Genomic DNA, 16676 nt, shown 5'->3' with positions numbered 1-16676 from the left:
GTCAGTGAACCGTGGTTCCGAGGTCCGAGGGGAAGACGAAGGTGTCCAACCGGAAACGCTCCACCGCGCTCGCGCTCGCCACCGCGCTGGCGGGATCGGCGGTCCTGCTGGCCGCCCCGGCCGCGCAGGCCGCCGTGGTCGACGTGACGTACGACTGCGAGACCCCGATCGGCCCCAAGTCGGCGGTCTCGCCCATCGACATCAAGGCCGTCAAGGAGGGCGACGGCTACAAGCTCACGATGTCCTTCCAGAAGGGCGTCTCCTCCAGCCCCATCGAACTCGGCCCCGGCGCGATGTCACCCAGCGCCGTCGTCCTCGTCTCCGGAGCGGAGACGGCGAGCGTGCCGGTCGCGGGACCGCCCAACGCCGCGGCGGCGCCCGCCAACACGCCCATCAAGATCTCCGACCTCTCGGGCACCTACACCCCGAAGAAGAGCGGCAAGGTCACCTTCACCGCGGGCGTGCTCACCATCAAGGCCATGGGCACCACGACCACCTGCAAGCCCGGCAACAGCCCGAAGCCGTCCCTGGAGATGGACGTGACGGCCGCCGCGGGCGCCCCCAAGGCCCCCGCGCCGGGCTCGGGCGGCTCGGGAGGCTCGGGAGGCACCCTGCCGCAGACCGGACCCGCCGACTCCGCCCTCGCCCTCGGCACCCTGGGCGGCACCGTGCTGCTCTCCGGCGCCGCCGGCGTGCTGTGGCTGACCCGGCGCGGCCAGCGGGCCCGGTCCTGAACGCAGCGGACCCGGCCGTGCCGCCGCCACCGTCCGGGCGGTCCGGGGGCGGTCCGAAGCGGTCCGGGGGCGTGCGGCAGCGGTCCGGGGGCGGGCCGAGGCGGTCCGGCGCGGGGGCCGGGCCGTCGCGTGCGCTCGCCGTGGCCGGGGTGCTCGGGGCGCTGCTCCTCGCCGTCCTGCCCTGCGCCGCCCCGGCGCGGGCGGCGGACCCCGGCTGGAGCGCCGCGCCCGCCGCGGGACCGGCCGCCCGCCCCGGCACCGAGCGCCCGTACTTCTACCTGGAGGGACCCCCCGGCGCCGTGCTGGAGGACCGGCTGGCCCTGGCCAACCCCACCGACCGGGAACACACCGTCACCCTGCGCGGGGCCGACGCCTACAACACCGGGACCGGCGCCCTCGCGGTGCGCCCGGCCGCGGAGTCCACGGCCGCCGGCTCCTGGATCAGCTTCGGCGCGAGCCGTACCGTCACGATCCCGCCGCGCACCCGCGCCGTGGTCCCCTTCACCGTCACCGTGCCGCCCTCCGCGCTGCCCGGCGACCACCCCGTCGCCGTCGTCGCGGCCGCATCCGGTCACGAGGCCGCCGTACGGGCCCACCTGCGCGTCAGCGGTCCGGCACTGGCCGCCCTCACCGTCGAGCACGCCGCGGTCAGCGGCAGCGGCGCGGCCGCCGTCATCCACTACACCCTGGTCAACCGCGGGAACGTCTCGCTCGCGCCCGAACTGTCGGTGCGCGCCGAAGGCCTGTTCGGCGAGGTGGCGGGCCGCACCGCGCGCACCCTGCCGGTGGAACTGCTGCCCGGCCAGCAGGTCGAGCTGAGCGAGCCCTGGCCCGGGGCACCGGTCCTCGACGACGTCGACCTCACCCTCACGGTCACCGCCCCCGGCGGCGCGCGGGCCACGGCCACCGCCTCCGCGTGGTTCGTGCCGTGGGGCCTGGTGCTGCGGACCGGCGCGGGGCTGCTCGGCCTCGCCGTCACGGCCCTGGCCGCGCACCTCCTCGTACGCACCCGGCGGGCCGCCCGCGCGGGGCCCCCCGACGGACCGCCGTCCGGTGCGCCGCCACCGCAGGACGACCGGCGCCCGGCGGCCGGGCCGTCCCGGTCCGGCGCCGTCCCCGGCCCGCGGGCCGGACCCGGATCCGATGCCGAACCCCCAGTGTCAGAAGACGAGTTGACGGGAGCGCCCAGGTGAGCACGCGGTACGAGACCCCGCTCCCGGCAGCCAGCCGCGGCCGCCCCCGCGCGCACCGGCGCGGGCCGGGCCGCTGGGCGGCGGCGCTGGTGGCCGCCGTGACCGGCGCCCTGCTGGTGCTGGCGGCCGTACCGGCCTGGTCCGCACCGGCGGCCGACGGCAAGGCCACCGCGACGCTCTCCCTCCAGGAGGTCGCCAAGGGCACCGAGGTGACCGTCACCGGCGCCGGCTGGCGGCCGAAGACCATGGTGATGCTCCTGTTCTGCGGGCAGAACATGATCGGCGGGACCAACAGCTGCGCCAACGCGGACGGCACCGCCGCCGGCGTCGACGAGGCCGGGCACTTCACCGCCCGGCTGCCGGTGGTGGGACCGCCCAAGCCCTGCCCCTGCGTGGTCGACGTGGCCTCCGTCAACGGGGACCAGTCCACCGTCGCCGTCCCCGTCAAGATCACCGACCATCCGGTGGCGGACCTGCCCCCGGAGTCCGGCACGGCCCGCCTCGCGATCCTCACCGGCGTCCGGCTGGAGGGCGACGACGGGATCCTGACCTGGTTCGGCGCCCCGCCGGGGCGCAGGTTCGTGGTCACCGTCGGCAACCTCGGCTCCGCCCCGGTCACCGACCCCGTCTTCCAGATCGGCACCGCCCACGGGGTGTTCGCGCCGACCTGGGAGGAACACCAGTGGAAGGGCACGATCCCGCCCGGCCAGAAGGCCCGGGTCGCGATCGACGTCTCGCTGGACGCGGGCGCGTACGGCGACTACACGCTCTCGCTGAAGTACGGCGAGAAGGTCCTGGCCACCCAGCCCTGGGGGGTGGACCGGCCGTACGGCGTCCTCGTCTTCTGGGGCCTGCTGTGCCTGGTGATCCCGGCCGCGGTGTTCCGGATCGGCATGGCCGTCGTCGACCGGGTCCGCCCGCGCGCCCCCGGCTCCGGCCGCCACCGCGTGCCCGCCGCGGAGCCCCGCGACCCGGCGAACGCCGTCACCGCGCGGCTGCCGCGCATCCCCGGCGCCGTACGCCGCCCGGCCGCCGCGGCGCGCCGCCCGGCGCCCGCGGCCCCACCGACCGCCACGGCCGTACTGCCGTGGTTCACCCCGGACGCCGCCGACGCTCCGGGCGCACCACCCGCACGGAAGTCCGCACCGACATCCGCACCGACATCCGCACCGTCAGAAGACCATCCGACAACGAAGGGAACGACGTGAAGACCCAACGGAGGATGAGCGCGGCCGGGGTCGCGCTGATGCTCGGCGGGGCGGGGATCCTGCTGGCGGCGACCCCCGCCCAGGCCGCCGAGATCACGTTCAAGACCGAGTGCATCCCGCCCGCCATCGCCAATCTCCCCCCGATCCAGGGCGAGACGACGGTGGAGATCACGGCGCCGGCGACCGCGAAGGTCGGTGACACCGTCGACATCACCTGGAAGACGGTCAAGGCGGCCTCGAAGAACCCGGACCTGCTGGACCTCAACAAGGACGTCGTCCAGCCCAGCGGCAACGTCACCGTCGGCGGGGCCCAGAGCGGCACCGTGGCGGTCCAGGGCCCGCGGCAGAACCCGCCGATCCCCAAGGGCGCCCAGATGGTGCTGCCGGACATGAAGGGCAAGCTCAAGATCGAGAAGGCGGGCGACATCACGCTCACGCCCGACAAGTACACGATCAACGTCAACCAGATCATGACCACCGAGACCAAGTGCTCGCCCAAGGAGACGGTGAAGCCCGGGGCGACCATCAAGGTCGCGGGCGGCGCCACCACGGGTGGCACGACCACGGGCGGGGCCACCACGGGCGGCGCCACGACGACAGGTGGAGCGACGACCACCGGCGGGGCCACCACCACCGGCGGGGCGACCACGACCGGCGGCGCCACGACCACCGGCGGGGCCACCACCGGCGGCGGCGGGGGCCAGACCGACTTCCCGGGCAAGGCCGTGGAGGTCGCCTACGACTGCGGAGCGGTCGTCCCCGGCGGCATCAAGACCCCGGTCACGATCAGCGCCAAGAAGAACGGCGGCGCCTACGCCCTGACCGTCAAGACCGCCAAGGGCGCCATGGCCAGCCCGATGGCCCTGCCCGCGGGGGCCCTCAAGCCCTCGATGAACATCAAGCTCGGCGGCGCCGACAGCGGCACGGTCAAGGTCTCCGGCCCGGCCAACGCCGAGCCGATCCCGGACAAGGCCCCCGTCAGCCTGAGCGACATGAGCGGCACCTACACCCCCGGCAAGTCCGGCAAGGTGACGCTCAGCCCCGACCAGCTGACCATCGACGTCACGATGGCCCCGGGCGCCACGCCCATCACCGTGCCCTGCAAGGCCTCCAGCACCGGCGTCTCCCTGGAGCTGGACACGGCGGCCCAGCCGGGCGGCTCCGGCGCCTCGGGCACGTCCGGCACCTCCGGCGGCAGCGCGGCGGCCGCCGGCGGCCTGGCCGAGACCGGCTCCTCCGACGAGGGCGGGATCAAGGCCCTGGCGCTGGTCGCCGGAACCGTGGTCCTGCTCGGCGGCGCGGTCTTCACCTTCACCCCGTGGCGCCGGCTGCGCGGCACGAGGTAACCCCGGCACCCGCCTGGGAACGCCGAACGGCCCGGCACACCGTGGTGGTGTGCCGGGCCGCTGCGTGCGCCGTGGGGGGCGTGCGTCAGTGCACGGTGCCCATCATCTTCTGGACCCTCTTGCGGTACGTGTAGACCGCGAAGCCGGCCAGGGCGGCGGCGAGCGCCTCGAAGGCGATCACCCCGGTGCCGTTCAGGTCGACCCCGCCGATGGACAGGAGGCTGGTGATGCAGTCACCGGCGGTGACCGCGAGGAACCAGACACCCATCATCTGGGAGGCGTACTTCTGCGGGGCCATCTTCGTGGTGACGGAGAGGCCGACCGGGGACACGCACAGCTCACCGATGGTCTGGATCATGTAGATCGAGACCAGCCACATCGGGGAGACCTTCGTGCCGTCGCCCGCCATGTTCATCGGGACGATGAAGACGAAGAAGGAGGCACCGATCAGGACCAGGCCCATCGCGAACTTCACGATGGTGTTCGGCTCCTGGTTCTTCTTCGCCAGCCAGACCCACAGCCAGGCGAAGACCGGCGCCAGCGCCATCACGAACAGCGGGTTCAGCGACTGGTACCAGGTGGCCGAGAAGCCGAAGCCGAAGACGCTGTCGGCGGTCTTGTCGTCGGCGAACAGGGAGAGCGTGGAGCCACCCTGGTCGTAGATCATCCAGAAGACCGCGGCGGCGATGAAGAACCAGATGTAGGCGGTCATCTTCGACTGCTCGGCACCCGACAGCTCCTTGTCGCGCTTGATGCGCGTCAGGACGGCGATCGGGATGAACAGGCCGGCCAGCGTCAGCGGGACCAGCGCCCAGTTCAGCGTGTACGCGCCGAGGGCGACGACGGCGCCGTAGAAGACGGCGATGCCCAGGACCGCGAAGGCGACCTTCGTGAGGACGGCCTTGCGCTCCTCCGGGGACAGCGGGTTCGGGACCAGGCTGCTCTTCGGGCTCAGGTGCTTGGTGCCGAGCAGGAACTGGGTGAGGCCCAGGCCCATGCCGACGGCGGCGAGGGCGAAGCCCAGGTGCCAGTTGTGCTCCTTGCCGACCGTGCCCACGACCAGCGGGGCGACGAAGGCGCCGAGGTTGATGCCGATGTAGAAGAGGGTGAAGCCACCGTCACGGCGCGGGTCCTCGGGACCGTTGTACAGGTGGCCGACCATCGTGGAGATGTTGGCCTTCAGCAGGCCGGAACCGGCCGCGACCAGGACCAGACCGACGAAGAACATCGCCTGGCCGGGAACGGCCAGGGACAGGTGACCCGCCATGATCACGAAACCGGCGATGGCGACCGTCTTGCGGGCGCCCCAGACACGGTCTCCGAACCATCCGCCCGGCATCGCCATGAGGTAGACCATGGAGACGTACACCGAGTAGATGGCCGTGGTCGTGGCCGCGGTCATGGCCAGACCGCCGCCCTGGCTGCCCGTGGCGGCGTCGGCGCCGCCCGAAACCAGGTAGTACACCAGGAGGGCGCGCATGCCGTAGTAGGAGAAGCGCTCCCACATCTCGGTCATGAACAGAGTGGCCAGGCCACGGGGGTGGCCGAAGAAGGTCTTCTCGGTGGACGGGTCCGCCGAGCCCTTCGTCAGGCTGGAAGCCATGGTCGATCCTTGCTTGATCGGGACGCTTCGCTTCGTGAGCGGAACAGCGCCCGGTGGGGGGTGGCCGGCACCGGCGACGCGTGTCCCACCCCACGCCCGGGGGTCTCACCGCCGGTGAGGCGGCAAAGGAACATCGGTCACCGGGATCCACACCCTGTCGCGCACCTTCGCACGCAGGGCCCGGCCCACAGGTCATTCACTGTCATCAAGCCCGATGAGGGCGGTCTCCATGGGAGCGCCTCGCCGGTCAGGACAGAAGTGGAGACCTTCGGCTCGCTTTTCGGCGCAAAGGTCCCCGGGGTAGTGCATCAGGCGTCTCGACACCATACGACACGACACAGCGGGATATGAATGGACTTGAGAGATGGATCACAGGTTTCCAGGGAACCGTTTGATCACATTCAAAGGCCGCGCGCACCCACAAGGGTAGATCCCCAGGGGTGCCCCGGTGCAGCCCTGCGGCCTCCCGGCGCGGACTACCATCACCCACATGACGCGTGTACTGCTCGCCGAGGACGACGCATCCATCTCGGAACCCCTGGCCCGCGCCCTGCGCCGGGAGGGGTACGAGGTCGAGGTCCGCGAGGACGGACCGACCGCGCTGGACGCGGGACTGCAGGGCGGCGTCGATCTTGTCGTCCTGGACCTGGGCCTGCCCGGGATGGACGGCCTGGAAGTCGCCCGCCGGCTGCGCGCCGAGGGCCACGGCTTCCCGATCCTGGTGCTGACCGCACGGGCCGACGAGGTCGACACCGTGGTCGGGCTGGACGCCGGGGCCGACGACTACGTCACCAAGCCCTTCCGGCTCGCCGAGCTGCTGGCCCGGGTCCGGGCCCTGCTCCGGCGCGGTGCCACCGAACCCGCGCAGCCCCCCGCCACCCACGGCGTGCGGATCGACGTCGAGTCGCACCGCGCCTGGATGGGGGAGGAGGAGCTCCAGCTCACGGCGAAGGAGTTCGACCTGCTGCGGGTCCTGGTCCGCGACGCGGGCCGGGTCGTCACCCGCGACCAGCTCATGCGCGAGGTGTGGGACACCACCTGGTGGTCCTCCACGAAGACCCTGGACATGCACATCTCCTGGCTGCGCAAGAAGCTGGGAGACGACGCCGCGAACCCGCGCTACATCGCGACCGTCCGGGGCGTCGGCTTCCGCTTCGAGAAGAGCTGACCGCACGGACCGGCCGCAGCCCGCGGCCGCCGCAACCGGCGGCCGCGGCGGCACCCGTTAGGGCATCCTCTAAGGCATGCGCCGCCGCCTGATCAACTCCACGCTCGCCGTGGTGCTCGTCGTCATCGCCGTCTTCGGGATCTCCCTGGTCATCGTGGAGACCCGGACCATCACCAGCAGTGCCCAGGACAGCGTCGAATCCGAGGCGCTGCGCCTCGTCGGCATCGTCGAGTCGAACGTGCTGGAGAAGAAGGCGATCGACGCCCGGTCGCTCGGCGAGCAGCTGGAGGCCGGGCGGCACGCCCGCATCCAGGTCCCCGGCCAGCCCCCGATCGAGATCGGCGCCCCCCTCGACGGCAGCGTCCTGCGCGGCGCCGCCAAGGGCGAGACGGGCGAGAGCGTGGTCGTCGAGGAGTCCCGCTCGACGGTCACCAAGGAGGTCGGGCGCACCCTCGTGGTCGTCGGCGCCGTCGCCCTGCTGGCCGTCGTGGCGGCCGTCCTGCTCGCCGTGCGCCAGGCCAACCGCCTGGCCTCCCCGCTCACCGACCTCGCCGAGACCGCCGAACGCCTGGGCTCGGGCGACCCGCGGCCGCGCCACAAGCGGTACGGGGTGCCCGAGCTGGACCGGGTCGCGGACGTCCTGGACGCCAGCGCGGAGCGGATCGGGCGGATGCTGACCGCCGAGCGGCGACTGGCCGCCGACGCGTCCCACCAGCTGCGGACCCCGCTGACCGCGCTGTCGATGCGGCTGGAGGAGATCACCGTCACGGACGACCTGGAGACCGTACGGGAAGAGGCCAGCATCGCCCTCACGCAGGTCGAGCGGCTCACGGACGTGGTGGAGCGGCTGCTGACGAACTCCCGCGACCCGCGCACGGGCTCGGCGGTCCCCTTCGACCTGGACGAGATCGTCAAGCAGCAGGTGGAGGAGTGGCGGCCGGCCTACCGCAGCGCCGGGCGGGCCATCGTGCGTTCGGGGAAGCAGGGGATGCGGGCCGTCGGCACGCCGGGCGCGGTGTCCCAGGTGCTGGCGACGCTGGTCGAGAACGCCCTCATGCACGGGGGCGGCACGGTCGCCCTGCGCACCCGGGTGACCGGGAACCAGTCGGTCATCGAGGTGACGGACGACGGCCCGGGCGTCCCCCCGGATCTGGGCAACCGGATCTTCGAGCGGGCGATCAGCGGGCGGAACTCCACGGGGATCGGCCTCGCGGTGGCCCGGGACCTCGCCGAGGCGGACGGCGGACGGCTCGAACTGCTCCAGGCGCAGCCGCCGGTCTTCGCCCTGTTCCTGAGCCGGACGGCCCCGGAAAGGGTGGAACAGGAACAGCCGGTGCGCTAGCGGGCGGCGGGCGCGGGGGTGACCGGAGCCGGGACGACGGCCGCGGCCGCCTCCACGACCGGCGCGTCCACGACCGGCGCGTCCGCGCCCTCGCGCTGCGCGGCGAGGACGGCCGTGGCACTCGCGTCCGTGGCGCTCGCGTCCGTGGTCTCGGGCAGGGCGCGGAACACCCAGGTCCGGTAGGACCAGAAGCGGAAGACGGTCGCGATGGCCATGCCGAGGAACTTGAATATGTTGCTCTGGAGGTCGCTGTCCCAGCCGAAGCCGTAGGTCGCCACGTAGAGCACGCCGCTCTCGATGACCATCCCGATCAGGCTGAACGCCACGAACAGGGTCATCTCGCGGCGCCGGCTGCCCCGGTCGCGGTCGCGGTAGGTGAAGTACCGGAACCCGATGTAGTTGCTGATGATGGCCACGACGATGGCTATGACGCTCGCGCGCACCACGGCCAGGTCGGTCGTGTGCCGGAGCAGGTTGAAGACGCCGAAGTTGACCAGCACGCCCAGACCGCCGACCGCGCCGAACTTCAGGACCTCCCGGCCGATGCCCCGGAAGCGTTCGGACAGCGTGACGTGCGTGGGCGTACTCATATGAGGGTTTCAGTCCTTGCCGGTCGAGGGTGCCAACCCATCCATGTTAAGTCTCGGTCCCCTGGAACGCGTGTGCCTTCCGACACCCGCCCGGCGCAGCGGGCGGGACGCGCGTAGACCTCGCCGGGCGACGCGAACCGGCCCGGGCGCCGTCCGTATGGCGGAATCCGGCCGATACCCTGGAGGAGTGACGTTCCCGGTAGTTGGCATGGTCGGCGGCGGGCAGCTCGCCCGCATGACCCACGAGGCGGGCATCCCCCTCGGCATCAGATTCAAGATCCTCAGCGACGGCCCCCAGGACTCGGCGGCCCAGGTCGTGAGCGATGTCGTCATCGGCGACTACCGCGACCTGGAGACCCTGCGCGCCTTCGCGCGCGGCTGCGACGTGATCACCTTCGATCACGAGCACGTCCCCACCGAGCACCTGCGGGCCCTGGAAGTGGACGGCATCCCCGTCCGCCCGGGCCCCGCCGCGCTCGTCCACGCCCAGGACAAGGGGGTGATGCGCGCCAAGCTCGACGAGATCGGCGCGCCCAGCCCCCGCCACCGGATCGTCAGCGATCCGGCGGACGCGGTGGCCTTCGCGGCCGAGGTCGGCGGCTTCCCCGTCATCCTCAAGACCGTCCGCGGCGGGTACGACGGCAAGGGCGTGTGGTTCGTCCGCACGCCCGAGGACGCCGAGGCGCCCTTCAAGGCGGGCGTCCCGGTCCTCGCCGAGGAGAAGGTGGACTACGTGCGCGAGCTGGCGGCGAACATCGTCCGCTCCCCGCACGGGCAGGCCGTGGCCTACCCCGTCGTCGAGTCCATCCAGGTGGACGGGGTCTGCGACACGGTGATCGCCCCCGCCCCGAACCTCTCCGAGGCCCTCGCGGGCGAGGCCCAGGCCCTCGCCCTGCGGATCGCGAGCGAACTCGACGTGACCGGCCACCTGGCCGTGGAGCTGTTCGAGACCACCGACGGCCGGATCCTGGTCAACGAACTGGCCATGCGCCCGCACAACTCCGGGCACTGGACCCAGGACGGCGCGATGACCTCCCAGTTCGCCAACCACGTACGGGCGGTCCTGGACCTCCCGCTCGGCGACCCGCGCCCGCGCGCCCGCTGGACGGTCATGGCGAACGTCCTGGGCGGCGACTACCCCGACATGTACGCGGCGTACCTGCACTGCATGGCGCACGACCCCCAGCTGAAGATCCACATGTACGGCAAGGACGTGAAGCCCGGCCGCAAGGTCGGCCACGTCAACACCTACGGCGACGACCTGGACGATGTGCTGGAGCGCGCACGTCACGCAGCCGGCTACCTCCGAGGGACGATCACCGAATGAGCTTCTCCGGCACCCCCGCCGCGACCCCGGCCCCGGCGGGCCCCGTCGTCGGCATCGTCATGGGATCCGACTCCGACTGGCCCGTCATGGAGGCCGCCGCGAAGGCGCTCGACGAGTTCGAGATCCCCTACGAGGTCGACGTCGTCTCGGCGCACCGGATGCCGCGCGAGATGATCGCGTACGGCGAGCAGGCCGCCGGGCGCGGGCTGAAGGCGGTCATCGCGGGCGCGGGCGGTGCCGCGCACCTGCCCGGGATGCTCGCCTCGGTGACCCCGCTGCCCGTGATCGGCGTACCCGTCCCGCTCAAGTACCTCGACGGCATGGACTCGCTGCTCTCGATCGTCCAGATGCCCGCCGGGGTTCCCGTCGCCACCGTCTCCGTCGGCGGCGCGCGCAACGCCGGACTGCTGGCCGTCCGCATCCTGGCCACCCAGGACCCGGAGCTGATGGCCCGCATGCGGGAGTTCCAGCAGGAACTGAACGACCAGGCCACCGAGAAGGGCAAGCGGCTGCGCACCAAGGTCGCGGGCGCCGACTCCTTCGGGTTCGGCAAGTGAGCGCGGCGCAGCGCCCGGCCGCCGCGCTGAGCCCGGAAGCGGCCCAGTGCCTGCCCCAGGCGCTGGACCTGCTCGCCGAGCACCCGGTCGTCGACGGCCACAACGACCTCCCCTGGGCGCTGCGCCACCAGGTCCGCTACGACCTGGACCGGCGGGACATCGCCGCCGACCAGTCCGCGCACCTGCACACCGACATCCCCCGGCTGCGCGCCGGCGGGGTCGGTGCCCAGTTCTGGTCCGTCTTCGTGCGCTCCGACTACGCGGGCGACGAGGCGGTCAGCGCCACCCTGGAGCAGATCGACGCGGTCGGCCAGCTGATCGAGCGCTACCCGCACGACCTGGTGCGGGCGCTCACGGCCGACGACATGGAGGCGGCGCGGGCGAACGGCCGGATCGCCTCCCTGATGGGCGCCGAGGGCGGCCACTCCATCAACAACTCGCTCGCCACCCTGCGCTCCCTGCACCGGCTCGGCGTGCGGTACATGACGCTCACCCACAACGACACCATCGACTGGGCCGACTCGGCGACCGACGAGCCCCGCCACGGCGGGCTGAGCGACTTCGGCCGCGAGGTCGTGCGCGAGATGAACCGCATCGGCATGCTGGTCGACCTCTCGCACGTGGCCGCCACCACCATGCGCGACGCGCTCGCCGTCTCCGAAGCGCCGGTGATCTTCTCGCACTCCTCCGCGCTGGCGGTCTGCGACCACCCGCGCAACATCCCGGACGACGTGCTCGCGCAGCTCCCCGCCAACGGGGGCGTGGCCATGGTCACCTTCGTGCCCAAGTTCATCCTCCCGGCCGCCGTCGCCTGGACCGCGGCCGCCGACGAGAACCTGCGCGCGCACGGGCTGCACCACCTGGACACCGGACCCGAGGCGATGGCCCTGCACCGCGCCTTCGAAGCGGCGAACCCGCGCCCGGTCGCCTCGGCGGCCACGGTCGCCGACCACCTGGACCACATGCGCGAGGTCGCGGGCGTGGACCACCTCGGCATCGGCGGCGACTACGACGGCACGGCCTTCACCCCGGCCGGCCTGGACGACGTGTCCGGCTACCCGAACCTGATCGCCGAGCTGCTGACCCGCGGCTGGTCGCGGGCCGACCTCGCGAAGCTGACCTGGTCGAACGCGGTACGGGCGCTGCGCGACGCGGAGTCGGTGGCGGCCGGGCTGTCGGCGCGGCGCGGACCGTCGAACGCGGTGCTGTAGCCCCGGGCGGCGGCGCGGGCCGCCGCCGTGAGGGTGGCGCGGGATCCCGCGCGGTGCTGTAGCCCCGGGCGGCGGCGCGGGGTCCCGGTCCCACACGTGGCCCGGGATCCCCGGTCCCGCGCCACCCGAACGCCACATCCGCCGCGTACCCGCGCGTCCCCCATGTCACGGTGGCAGCACTTCTCCCTCCCCGCTGCCGCCGAGACCGGAGCGAACGCCATGGCCGACCTGCAGGACGACCCCGCGCACGTGGGCTCCGCCCCCGCCGCGCCCGACGCCGCCGGAGCCGACCCCGCGGCCGCGCCCGGCACGGGAACGCCCGGAGCCCTCGACCGGGCCGCCGCGCTGCTGGCCGCCCACCCCGTCGCCGACGGGTGCAACACCCTGCTGTGGACGCTGCGCCAGAGCCCCTACCACGACGACCTCGGCACCCCCGAGGGCGGCGTGGACACCGACATCCCCCGGCTGCGGGCCGGCGCGGTCGGGGCCCAGTTCTGGTCGCTGTTCACCCCGGGGCGGGACCGGGTGCTCGTGGAGACCCTCGAACAGATCGACCTCGCGCAGCACCTGCTGCGGCGCCACCCCGACAGCCTGAGCCTCGCGCTGTGCGCGGACGACATGGCCGACGCGCGCAACCGCGGGCGGATCGCCTCGTTCCTCGGCCCGGCGCCCGGCCGCGCGCTGACCGACTCGCTCGCCACCCTGCGGGCCCTGCACGCGCTGGGCGTGCGCAGCCTGGCCCCGGCGGGCGCCGCCTGGGCCGACCAGGGGCTGACGGTCTTCGGCCACGAGGTGGTGCGGGAGCTGAACCGGCTCGCGGTCCTGATCGACCTGACCGGCTGCGAGGACGCGGTCGCGGTACAGATCGCGGGCGCCTCGAAGGCCCCGGTGCTGATCTCCCACACCGCGGCCGCCGCCGTCACCCCGCATCCCGGGAACGTCTCCGACGAGGTCCTGCTCGCCCTGCGGGCCGCGGGCGGCCTGTGCATGGTGACCTTCGCCTCCGCCCGCACCGGGGACTCGCTGCACGCGGTGGCGGACCACCTCGACCACGTACGGGCGGTGGCGGGCCCGCAGGCCGTCGGCCTCGGCGCGGCCTTCGGCGCCGAACCTCCGCTCCCGCGCCCGGCGGGCCTGACCGACCCCTCCGGCTACCCCCGCCTGATCGCGGAACTCCTGGACCGCGGCTGGACGGAACCGGACCTGGCCCTGCTGACCTGGGGCAACGCCCAACGCGTGCTGCGCGACGCGGAGTTCACCGCCCGCGCGGCCCACCACCGGCGCGGGGGCCCGTAGCCCCACCGGCCTGCGACCCCCGACTACGCCCGCGGGCGCCCCATGGCCCGGTAGGTCCAGCCCGCCGCGCGCCAGCGGGCGGAGTCGAGGGCGTTGCGGCCGTCCAGGATCAGCGGGACCGAGACCAGGGGGGTCAGGGCCGCCGGGTCCAGGTCGCGGAACTCGCTCCATTCGGTCAGGTGCAGGACGACGTCCGCGCCCGTCACCGCCGCGACGGCGGAGTCGGCGTACGCCAGGGTGGGGAAGACGCGGCGGGCGTTGTCCATGCCCTTGGGGTCGTAGACGGTGACCTGGCCGCCCTGGAGGTGGATCTGACCGGCCACGTTCAGCGCGGGCGAGTCCCGGACGTCGTCCGAGTCCGGCTTGAAGGTGGCCCCGAGGACGGCGACGCGCTTGCCGAGGAAGGACCCGCCGACCGCGTCCCGGGCCAGCTCGACCATGTGGCCGCGGCGGCGCATGTTGATCGAGTCGACCTCCCGCAGGAAGGTCAGCGCCTGGTCGGCGCCCAGCTCGCCGGCCCGGGCCATGAAGGCCCGGATGTCCTTCGGCAGGCAGCCGCCGCCGAAGCCGATCCCGGCACGCAGGAACTTGCGGCCGATCCGGTCGTCGTGCCCGATCGCCTCCGCCAGCTTCATCACGTCGCCGCCCGCGGCCTCGCACACCTCCGCCATCGCGTTGATGAAGGAGATCTTCGTGGCGAGGAAGGAGTTCGCGGCGGTCTTGACCAGCTCGGCCGTCGGGAAGTCGGTGACGACGAGCGGCGACCCCTCGCCGAGCGGGATCGCGTAGACCTCGCGCAGCAGCTTCTCCGCGGACTCGCCCTGCACGCCGACCACGATCCGGTCCGGGTGCAGGGTGTCCTGGACCGCGAAGCCCTCCCGCAGGAACTCCGGGTTCCAGGCCAGTTCCACGTCCCGGCCCGCCGGGGCCAGCTCCGCCAGCCGGGCCGCCAGCCGGACCGCCGAGCCCACCGGCACGGTGGACTTGCCGACGACCAGGGCGGGCCGGGTCAGGTGCGGGGCCAGCGACTCGATCGCGGAGTCGACGTACGACATGTCGCAGGCGTACTCGCCGTGCTTCTGCGGAGTGTTCACGCAGACGAAGTGGACGTCGCCGAAGGCGCCGACCTCTTCCCAGGAGGTGGTGAAGCGCAGCCGCCCGCTCGACCCCGGCAGCCCGGCGACGTGCGCGCCGAGCAGCTCCTCCAGCCCCGGTTCGTACATCGGGACGCGGCCCGCGGCCAGCATCTCGATCTTCTCCGGGACGATGTCCAGCCCGAGCACCTCGAAGCCCAGTTCGGCCATGGCAGCGGCGTGGGTGGCGCCGAGATAGCCGGTACCGATCACAGTGATCTTGGGGGCCATGCGTGCTCCAGGGGTGCGGGGCCGATTGCGGCAACCGAGCATAGTCGGGCGGGGACGGGGGGACGCTCCTCCGTGTCCCCGGCGTGCGGCGGCCTCCCCGTACCGGCTGTCACGCAACTCACGTGCGGCCCACGTATCCGTGACCGGGCCGGGACACTAAGCTCAGGGTTACTTAACGGTAGTTAGCATCACGCATCACCTTGGGGAGTGAGAGTCTTGGCGGGTTCTGCCGACTTCGACCTGTACCGCCCGGCCGAGGAGCACGACATGCTCCGCGAGTCGGTCCGCTCGCTCGCCGAGGCCAAGATCCTGCCGTTCGCGGCCGCGGTCGACGAGGAGTCCCGCTTCCCGCAGGAGGCCCTCGACGCGCTCGTCGCCAGCGACCTGCACGCCGTCCACGTCCCCGAGTCCTACGGCGGCGCGGGCGCCGACGCGCTGGCGACCGTCATCGTGATCGAGGAAGTGGCCCGCGTCTGCGCCTCCTCCTCCCTCATCCCGGCCGTCAACAAGCTCGGCTCGCTCCCGGTGATCCTCTCCGGCTCCGAGGAGCTGAAGGCGAAGTACCTGGGCCCGCTGGCCAAGGGCGACGCGATGTTCTCGTACGCGCTCTCGGAGCCCGACGCGGGCTCGGACGCGGCCGGCATGAAGACGCGCGCGGTGCGCGACGGCGACTTCTGGGTGCTCAACGGCGTGAAGCGCTGGATCACCAACGCGGGCGTCTCCGAGTACTACACGGTGATGGCCGTCACCGACCCGGAGAAGCGCTCCAAGGGCATCAGCGCCTTCGTCGTCGAGAAGTCGGACGAAGGCGTCTCCTTCGGCGCCCCGGAGAAGAAGCTCGGCATCAAGGGCTCGCCGACCCGCGAGGTCTACCTCGACAACGTGCGCATCCCGGCCGACCGCATGATCGGCGCCGAGGGCACCGGCTTCGCCACCGCCATGAAGACCCTGGACCACACCCGCATCACCATCGCGGCGCAGGCGCTCGGCATCGCGCAGGGCGCCCTGGACTACGCCAAGGGCTACGTCCAGGAGCGCAAGCAGTTCGGCAAGCCGATCGGCGACTTCCAGGGCGTGCAGTTCATGCTCGCGGACATGGCCATGAAGCTGGAGGCCGCCCGCCAGCTGACGTACGCGGCCGCCGCCCGCTCCGAGCGCGTCTCCGGCGGGGGCCCCCACGAGGACCTCACCTTCTTCGGCGCCGCGGCCAAGTGCTTCGCCTCCGACGTCGCCATGGAGATCACCACGGACGCCGTCCAGCTCCTCGGCGGCTACGGCTACACGCGCGACTACCCGGTGGAGCGCATGATGCGCGACGCGAAGATCACGCAAATTTATGAAGGCACGAACCAGGTCCAGCGGATCGTCATGGCCCGCAACCTGCCGTAGCGGCGCGGCAGCCACGCAGTCCGCGCCACCACGGCGGCCCCCGCGCGAGCGCGCCGGGGGCCGCCGTGCGGCGTACCGCGGCGCGGCCGGCTGCGCGGGGCCCGGTGCCGCGGCCGCCCCGCGGGTACCGGCTCGCTAACGATCCGGTTCCGGCGCGGGCCGTACGCGGGCCCGGGTGGCCCGGGACCGGCGCGGCGGGTGAGCGGCCGTCACCAAGGCCTGCGCCGGGGTGAGTTGGGCCCGTCCGCGGGCCGGGCGGTGCGTCGCGTGGGCGCGGGAATTCCCGGGAAGGGAACCAACCGGTCCGGTGGATCGTCCTGGTACGTAACCTCCCATAAACAGTGCCGT

The 16676-nt window shown here is 73.0% G+C and carries 14 protein-coding genes; 11 read left to right on the top strand and 3 right to left on the bottom strand.

What is annotated here, in order from left to right; all coding sequences use genetic code 11:
• Positions 1-41 precede the first annotated feature (41 nt).
• The 4 genes from AC0693_RS28215 to AC0693_RS28200 all read left to right on the top strand — a co-directional run bounded on the left by AC0693_RS28215 (position 42) and on the right by AC0693_RS28200 (position 4481).
• Entirely contained in the window at positions 42-734 is a 693-nt protein-coding gene (locus AC0693_RS28215; protein WP_469333658.1) for an LPXTG cell wall anchor domain-containing protein, read from the top strand.
• Between the two features lie 140 nt (positions 735-874).
• Positions 875-1927 (top strand): hypothetical protein, encoded by a 1053-nt coding sequence (locus AC0693_RS28210; protein WP_478803212.1) that lies wholly within the window; start codon positions 875-877, stop codon positions 1925-1927.
• Positions 1924-3135 carry a hypothetical protein gene (locus AC0693_RS28205; protein WP_478803211.1) on the top strand — a complete coding sequence of 404 codons (1212 nt, stop codon included), beginning with the start codon at positions 1924-1926 and terminating at the stop codon, positions 3133-3135. The genes AC0693_RS28210 and AC0693_RS28205 overlap by 4 nt, the downstream gene beginning before the upstream one ends.
• Positions 3136-3149: 14 nt before the next feature.
• Positions 3150-4481 (top strand): hypothetical protein, encoded by a 1332-nt coding sequence (locus AC0693_RS28200; protein ID WP_478803333.1) that lies wholly within the window; start codon positions 3150-3152, stop codon positions 4479-4481.
• Between the two features lie 85 nt (positions 4482-4566).
• Here the strand turns inward: AC0693_RS28200 and AC0693_RS28195 are convergent, their stop codons facing one another.
• Positions 4567-6084 (bottom strand): peptide MFS transporter, encoded by a 1518-nt coding sequence (locus AC0693_RS28195; RefSeq protein ID WP_356409896.1) that lies wholly within the window; start codon positions 6082-6084, stop codon positions 4567-4569.
• A 490-nt stretch (positions 6085-6574) separates the two neighbouring features.
• Here AC0693_RS28195 and AC0693_RS28190 point away from each other — a divergent pair, with 490 nt between their 5' ends.
• A complete protein-coding gene (locus AC0693_RS28190; RefSeq protein WP_226734440.1) occupies positions 6575-7252 on the top strand; it encodes a response regulator transcription factor in 678 nt (225 codons plus the stop codon).
• A gap of 76 nt (positions 7253-7328) precedes the next feature.
• Entirely contained in the window at positions 7329-8594 is a 1266-nt protein-coding gene (locus AC0693_RS28185) for an ATP-binding protein (RefSeq protein WP_356409899.1), read from the top strand.
• Here the strand turns inward: AC0693_RS28185 and AC0693_RS28180 are convergent.
• Positions 8591-9184 (bottom strand): GtrA family protein, encoded by a 594-nt coding sequence (locus AC0693_RS28180; protein ID WP_478803210.1) that lies wholly within the window; start codon positions 9182-9184, stop codon positions 8591-8593. The genes AC0693_RS28185 and AC0693_RS28180 overlap by 4 nt on opposite strands.
• Positions 9185-9341: 157 nt before the next feature.
• Between AC0693_RS28180 and AC0693_RS28175 the strand changes: the two genes are divergently transcribed.
• The 4 genes from AC0693_RS28175 (at position 9342) to AC0693_RS28160 (ending at position 13575) form a co-directional block, all read left to right on the top strand.
• The gene (locus AC0693_RS28175; protein WP_478803209.1) at positions 9342-10511 is read left to right on the top strand and encodes a 5-(carboxyamino)imidazole ribonucleotide synthase; all 1170 of its coding nucleotides are present in this window, start codon (positions 9342-9344) and stop codon (positions 10509-10511) included.
• Positions 10508-11068: a 5-(carboxyamino)imidazole ribonucleotide mutase gene (gene purE, locus AC0693_RS28170; RefSeq protein ID WP_356409904.1), complete on the top strand. Its 561-nt coding sequence runs from the start codon at positions 10508-10510 to the stop codon at positions 11066-11068. The genes AC0693_RS28175 and purE overlap by 4 nt, the downstream gene beginning before the upstream one ends.
• A gap of 26 nt (positions 11069-11094) precedes the next feature.
• Entirely contained in the window at positions 11095-12279 is a 1185-nt protein-coding gene (locus AC0693_RS28165) for a dipeptidase (protein WP_469319699.1), read from the top strand.
• Positions 12280-12441: 162 nt separating this feature from the next.
• Positions 12442-13575 carry a membrane dipeptidase gene (locus AC0693_RS28160; RefSeq protein ID WP_478739836.1) on the top strand — a complete coding sequence of 378 codons (1134 nt, stop codon included), beginning with the start codon at positions 12442-12444 and terminating at the stop codon, positions 13573-13575.
• 23 nt (positions 13576-13598) lie between these two features.
• Here the strand turns inward: AC0693_RS28160 and AC0693_RS28155 are convergent, their stop codons facing one another.
• Positions 13599-14939: a UDP-glucose dehydrogenase family protein gene (locus AC0693_RS28155; RefSeq protein ID WP_356409909.1), complete on the bottom strand. Its 1341-nt coding sequence runs from the start codon at positions 14937-14939 to the stop codon at positions 13599-13601.
• A gap of 216 nt (positions 14940-15155) precedes the next feature.
• Here AC0693_RS28155 and AC0693_RS28150 point away from each other — a divergent pair, with 216 nt between their 5' ends.
• Positions 15156-16328 (top strand): acyl-CoA dehydrogenase family protein, encoded by a 1173-nt coding sequence (locus AC0693_RS28150; RefSeq protein WP_356409912.1) that lies wholly within the window; start codon positions 15156-15158, stop codon positions 16326-16328.
• Positions 16329-16676: the final 348 nt, after the last annotated feature.

It is taken from the genome of Streptomyces sp. NPDC043876, assembly GCF_056435825.1.
Note: the sequence above shows the minus strand (reverse complement) of the source record. Positions and strands in the feature narration are given on the sequence as shown.

Bases quoted from the DNA above. Each gene is read 5' to 3' on its own strand.
- AC0693_RS28200 (WP_478803333.1), top strand. From the start codon at position 3,150: ATGAGCGCGGCCGGGGTCGCGCTGATGCTCGGCGGGGCGGGGATCCTG.
- AC0693_RS28195 (WP_356409896.1), bottom strand. From the start codon at position 6,084: ATGGCTTCCAGCCTGACGAAGGGCTCGGCGGACCCGTCCACCGAGAAG.
- AC0693_RS28190 (WP_226734440.1), top strand. From the start codon at position 6,575: ATGACGCGTGTACTGCTCGCCGAGGACGACGCATCCATCTCGGAACCC.
- AC0693_RS28185 (WP_356409899.1), top strand. From the start codon at position 7,329: ATGCGCCGCCGCCTGATCAACTCCACGCTCGCCGTGGTGCTCGTCGTC.
- AC0693_RS28180 (WP_478803210.1), bottom strand. From the start codon at position 9,184: ATGAGTACGCCCACGCACGTCACGCTGTCCGAACGCTTCCGGGGCATC.
- AC0693_RS28175 (WP_478803209.1), top strand. From the start codon at position 9,342: ATGGCGGAATCCGGCCGATACCCTGGAGGAGTGACGTTCCCGGTAGTT.
- purE (WP_356409904.1), top strand. From the start codon at position 10,508: ATGAGCTTCTCCGGCACCCCCGCCGCGACCCCGGCCCCGGCGGGCCCC.
- AC0693_RS28160 (WP_478739836.1), top strand. From the start codon at position 12,442: ATGTCACGGTGGCAGCACTTCTCCCTCCCCGCTGCCGCCGAGACCGGA.
- AC0693_RS28155 (WP_356409909.1), bottom strand. From the start codon at position 14,939: ATGGCCCCCAAGATCACTGTGATCGGTACCGGCTATCTCGGCGCCACC.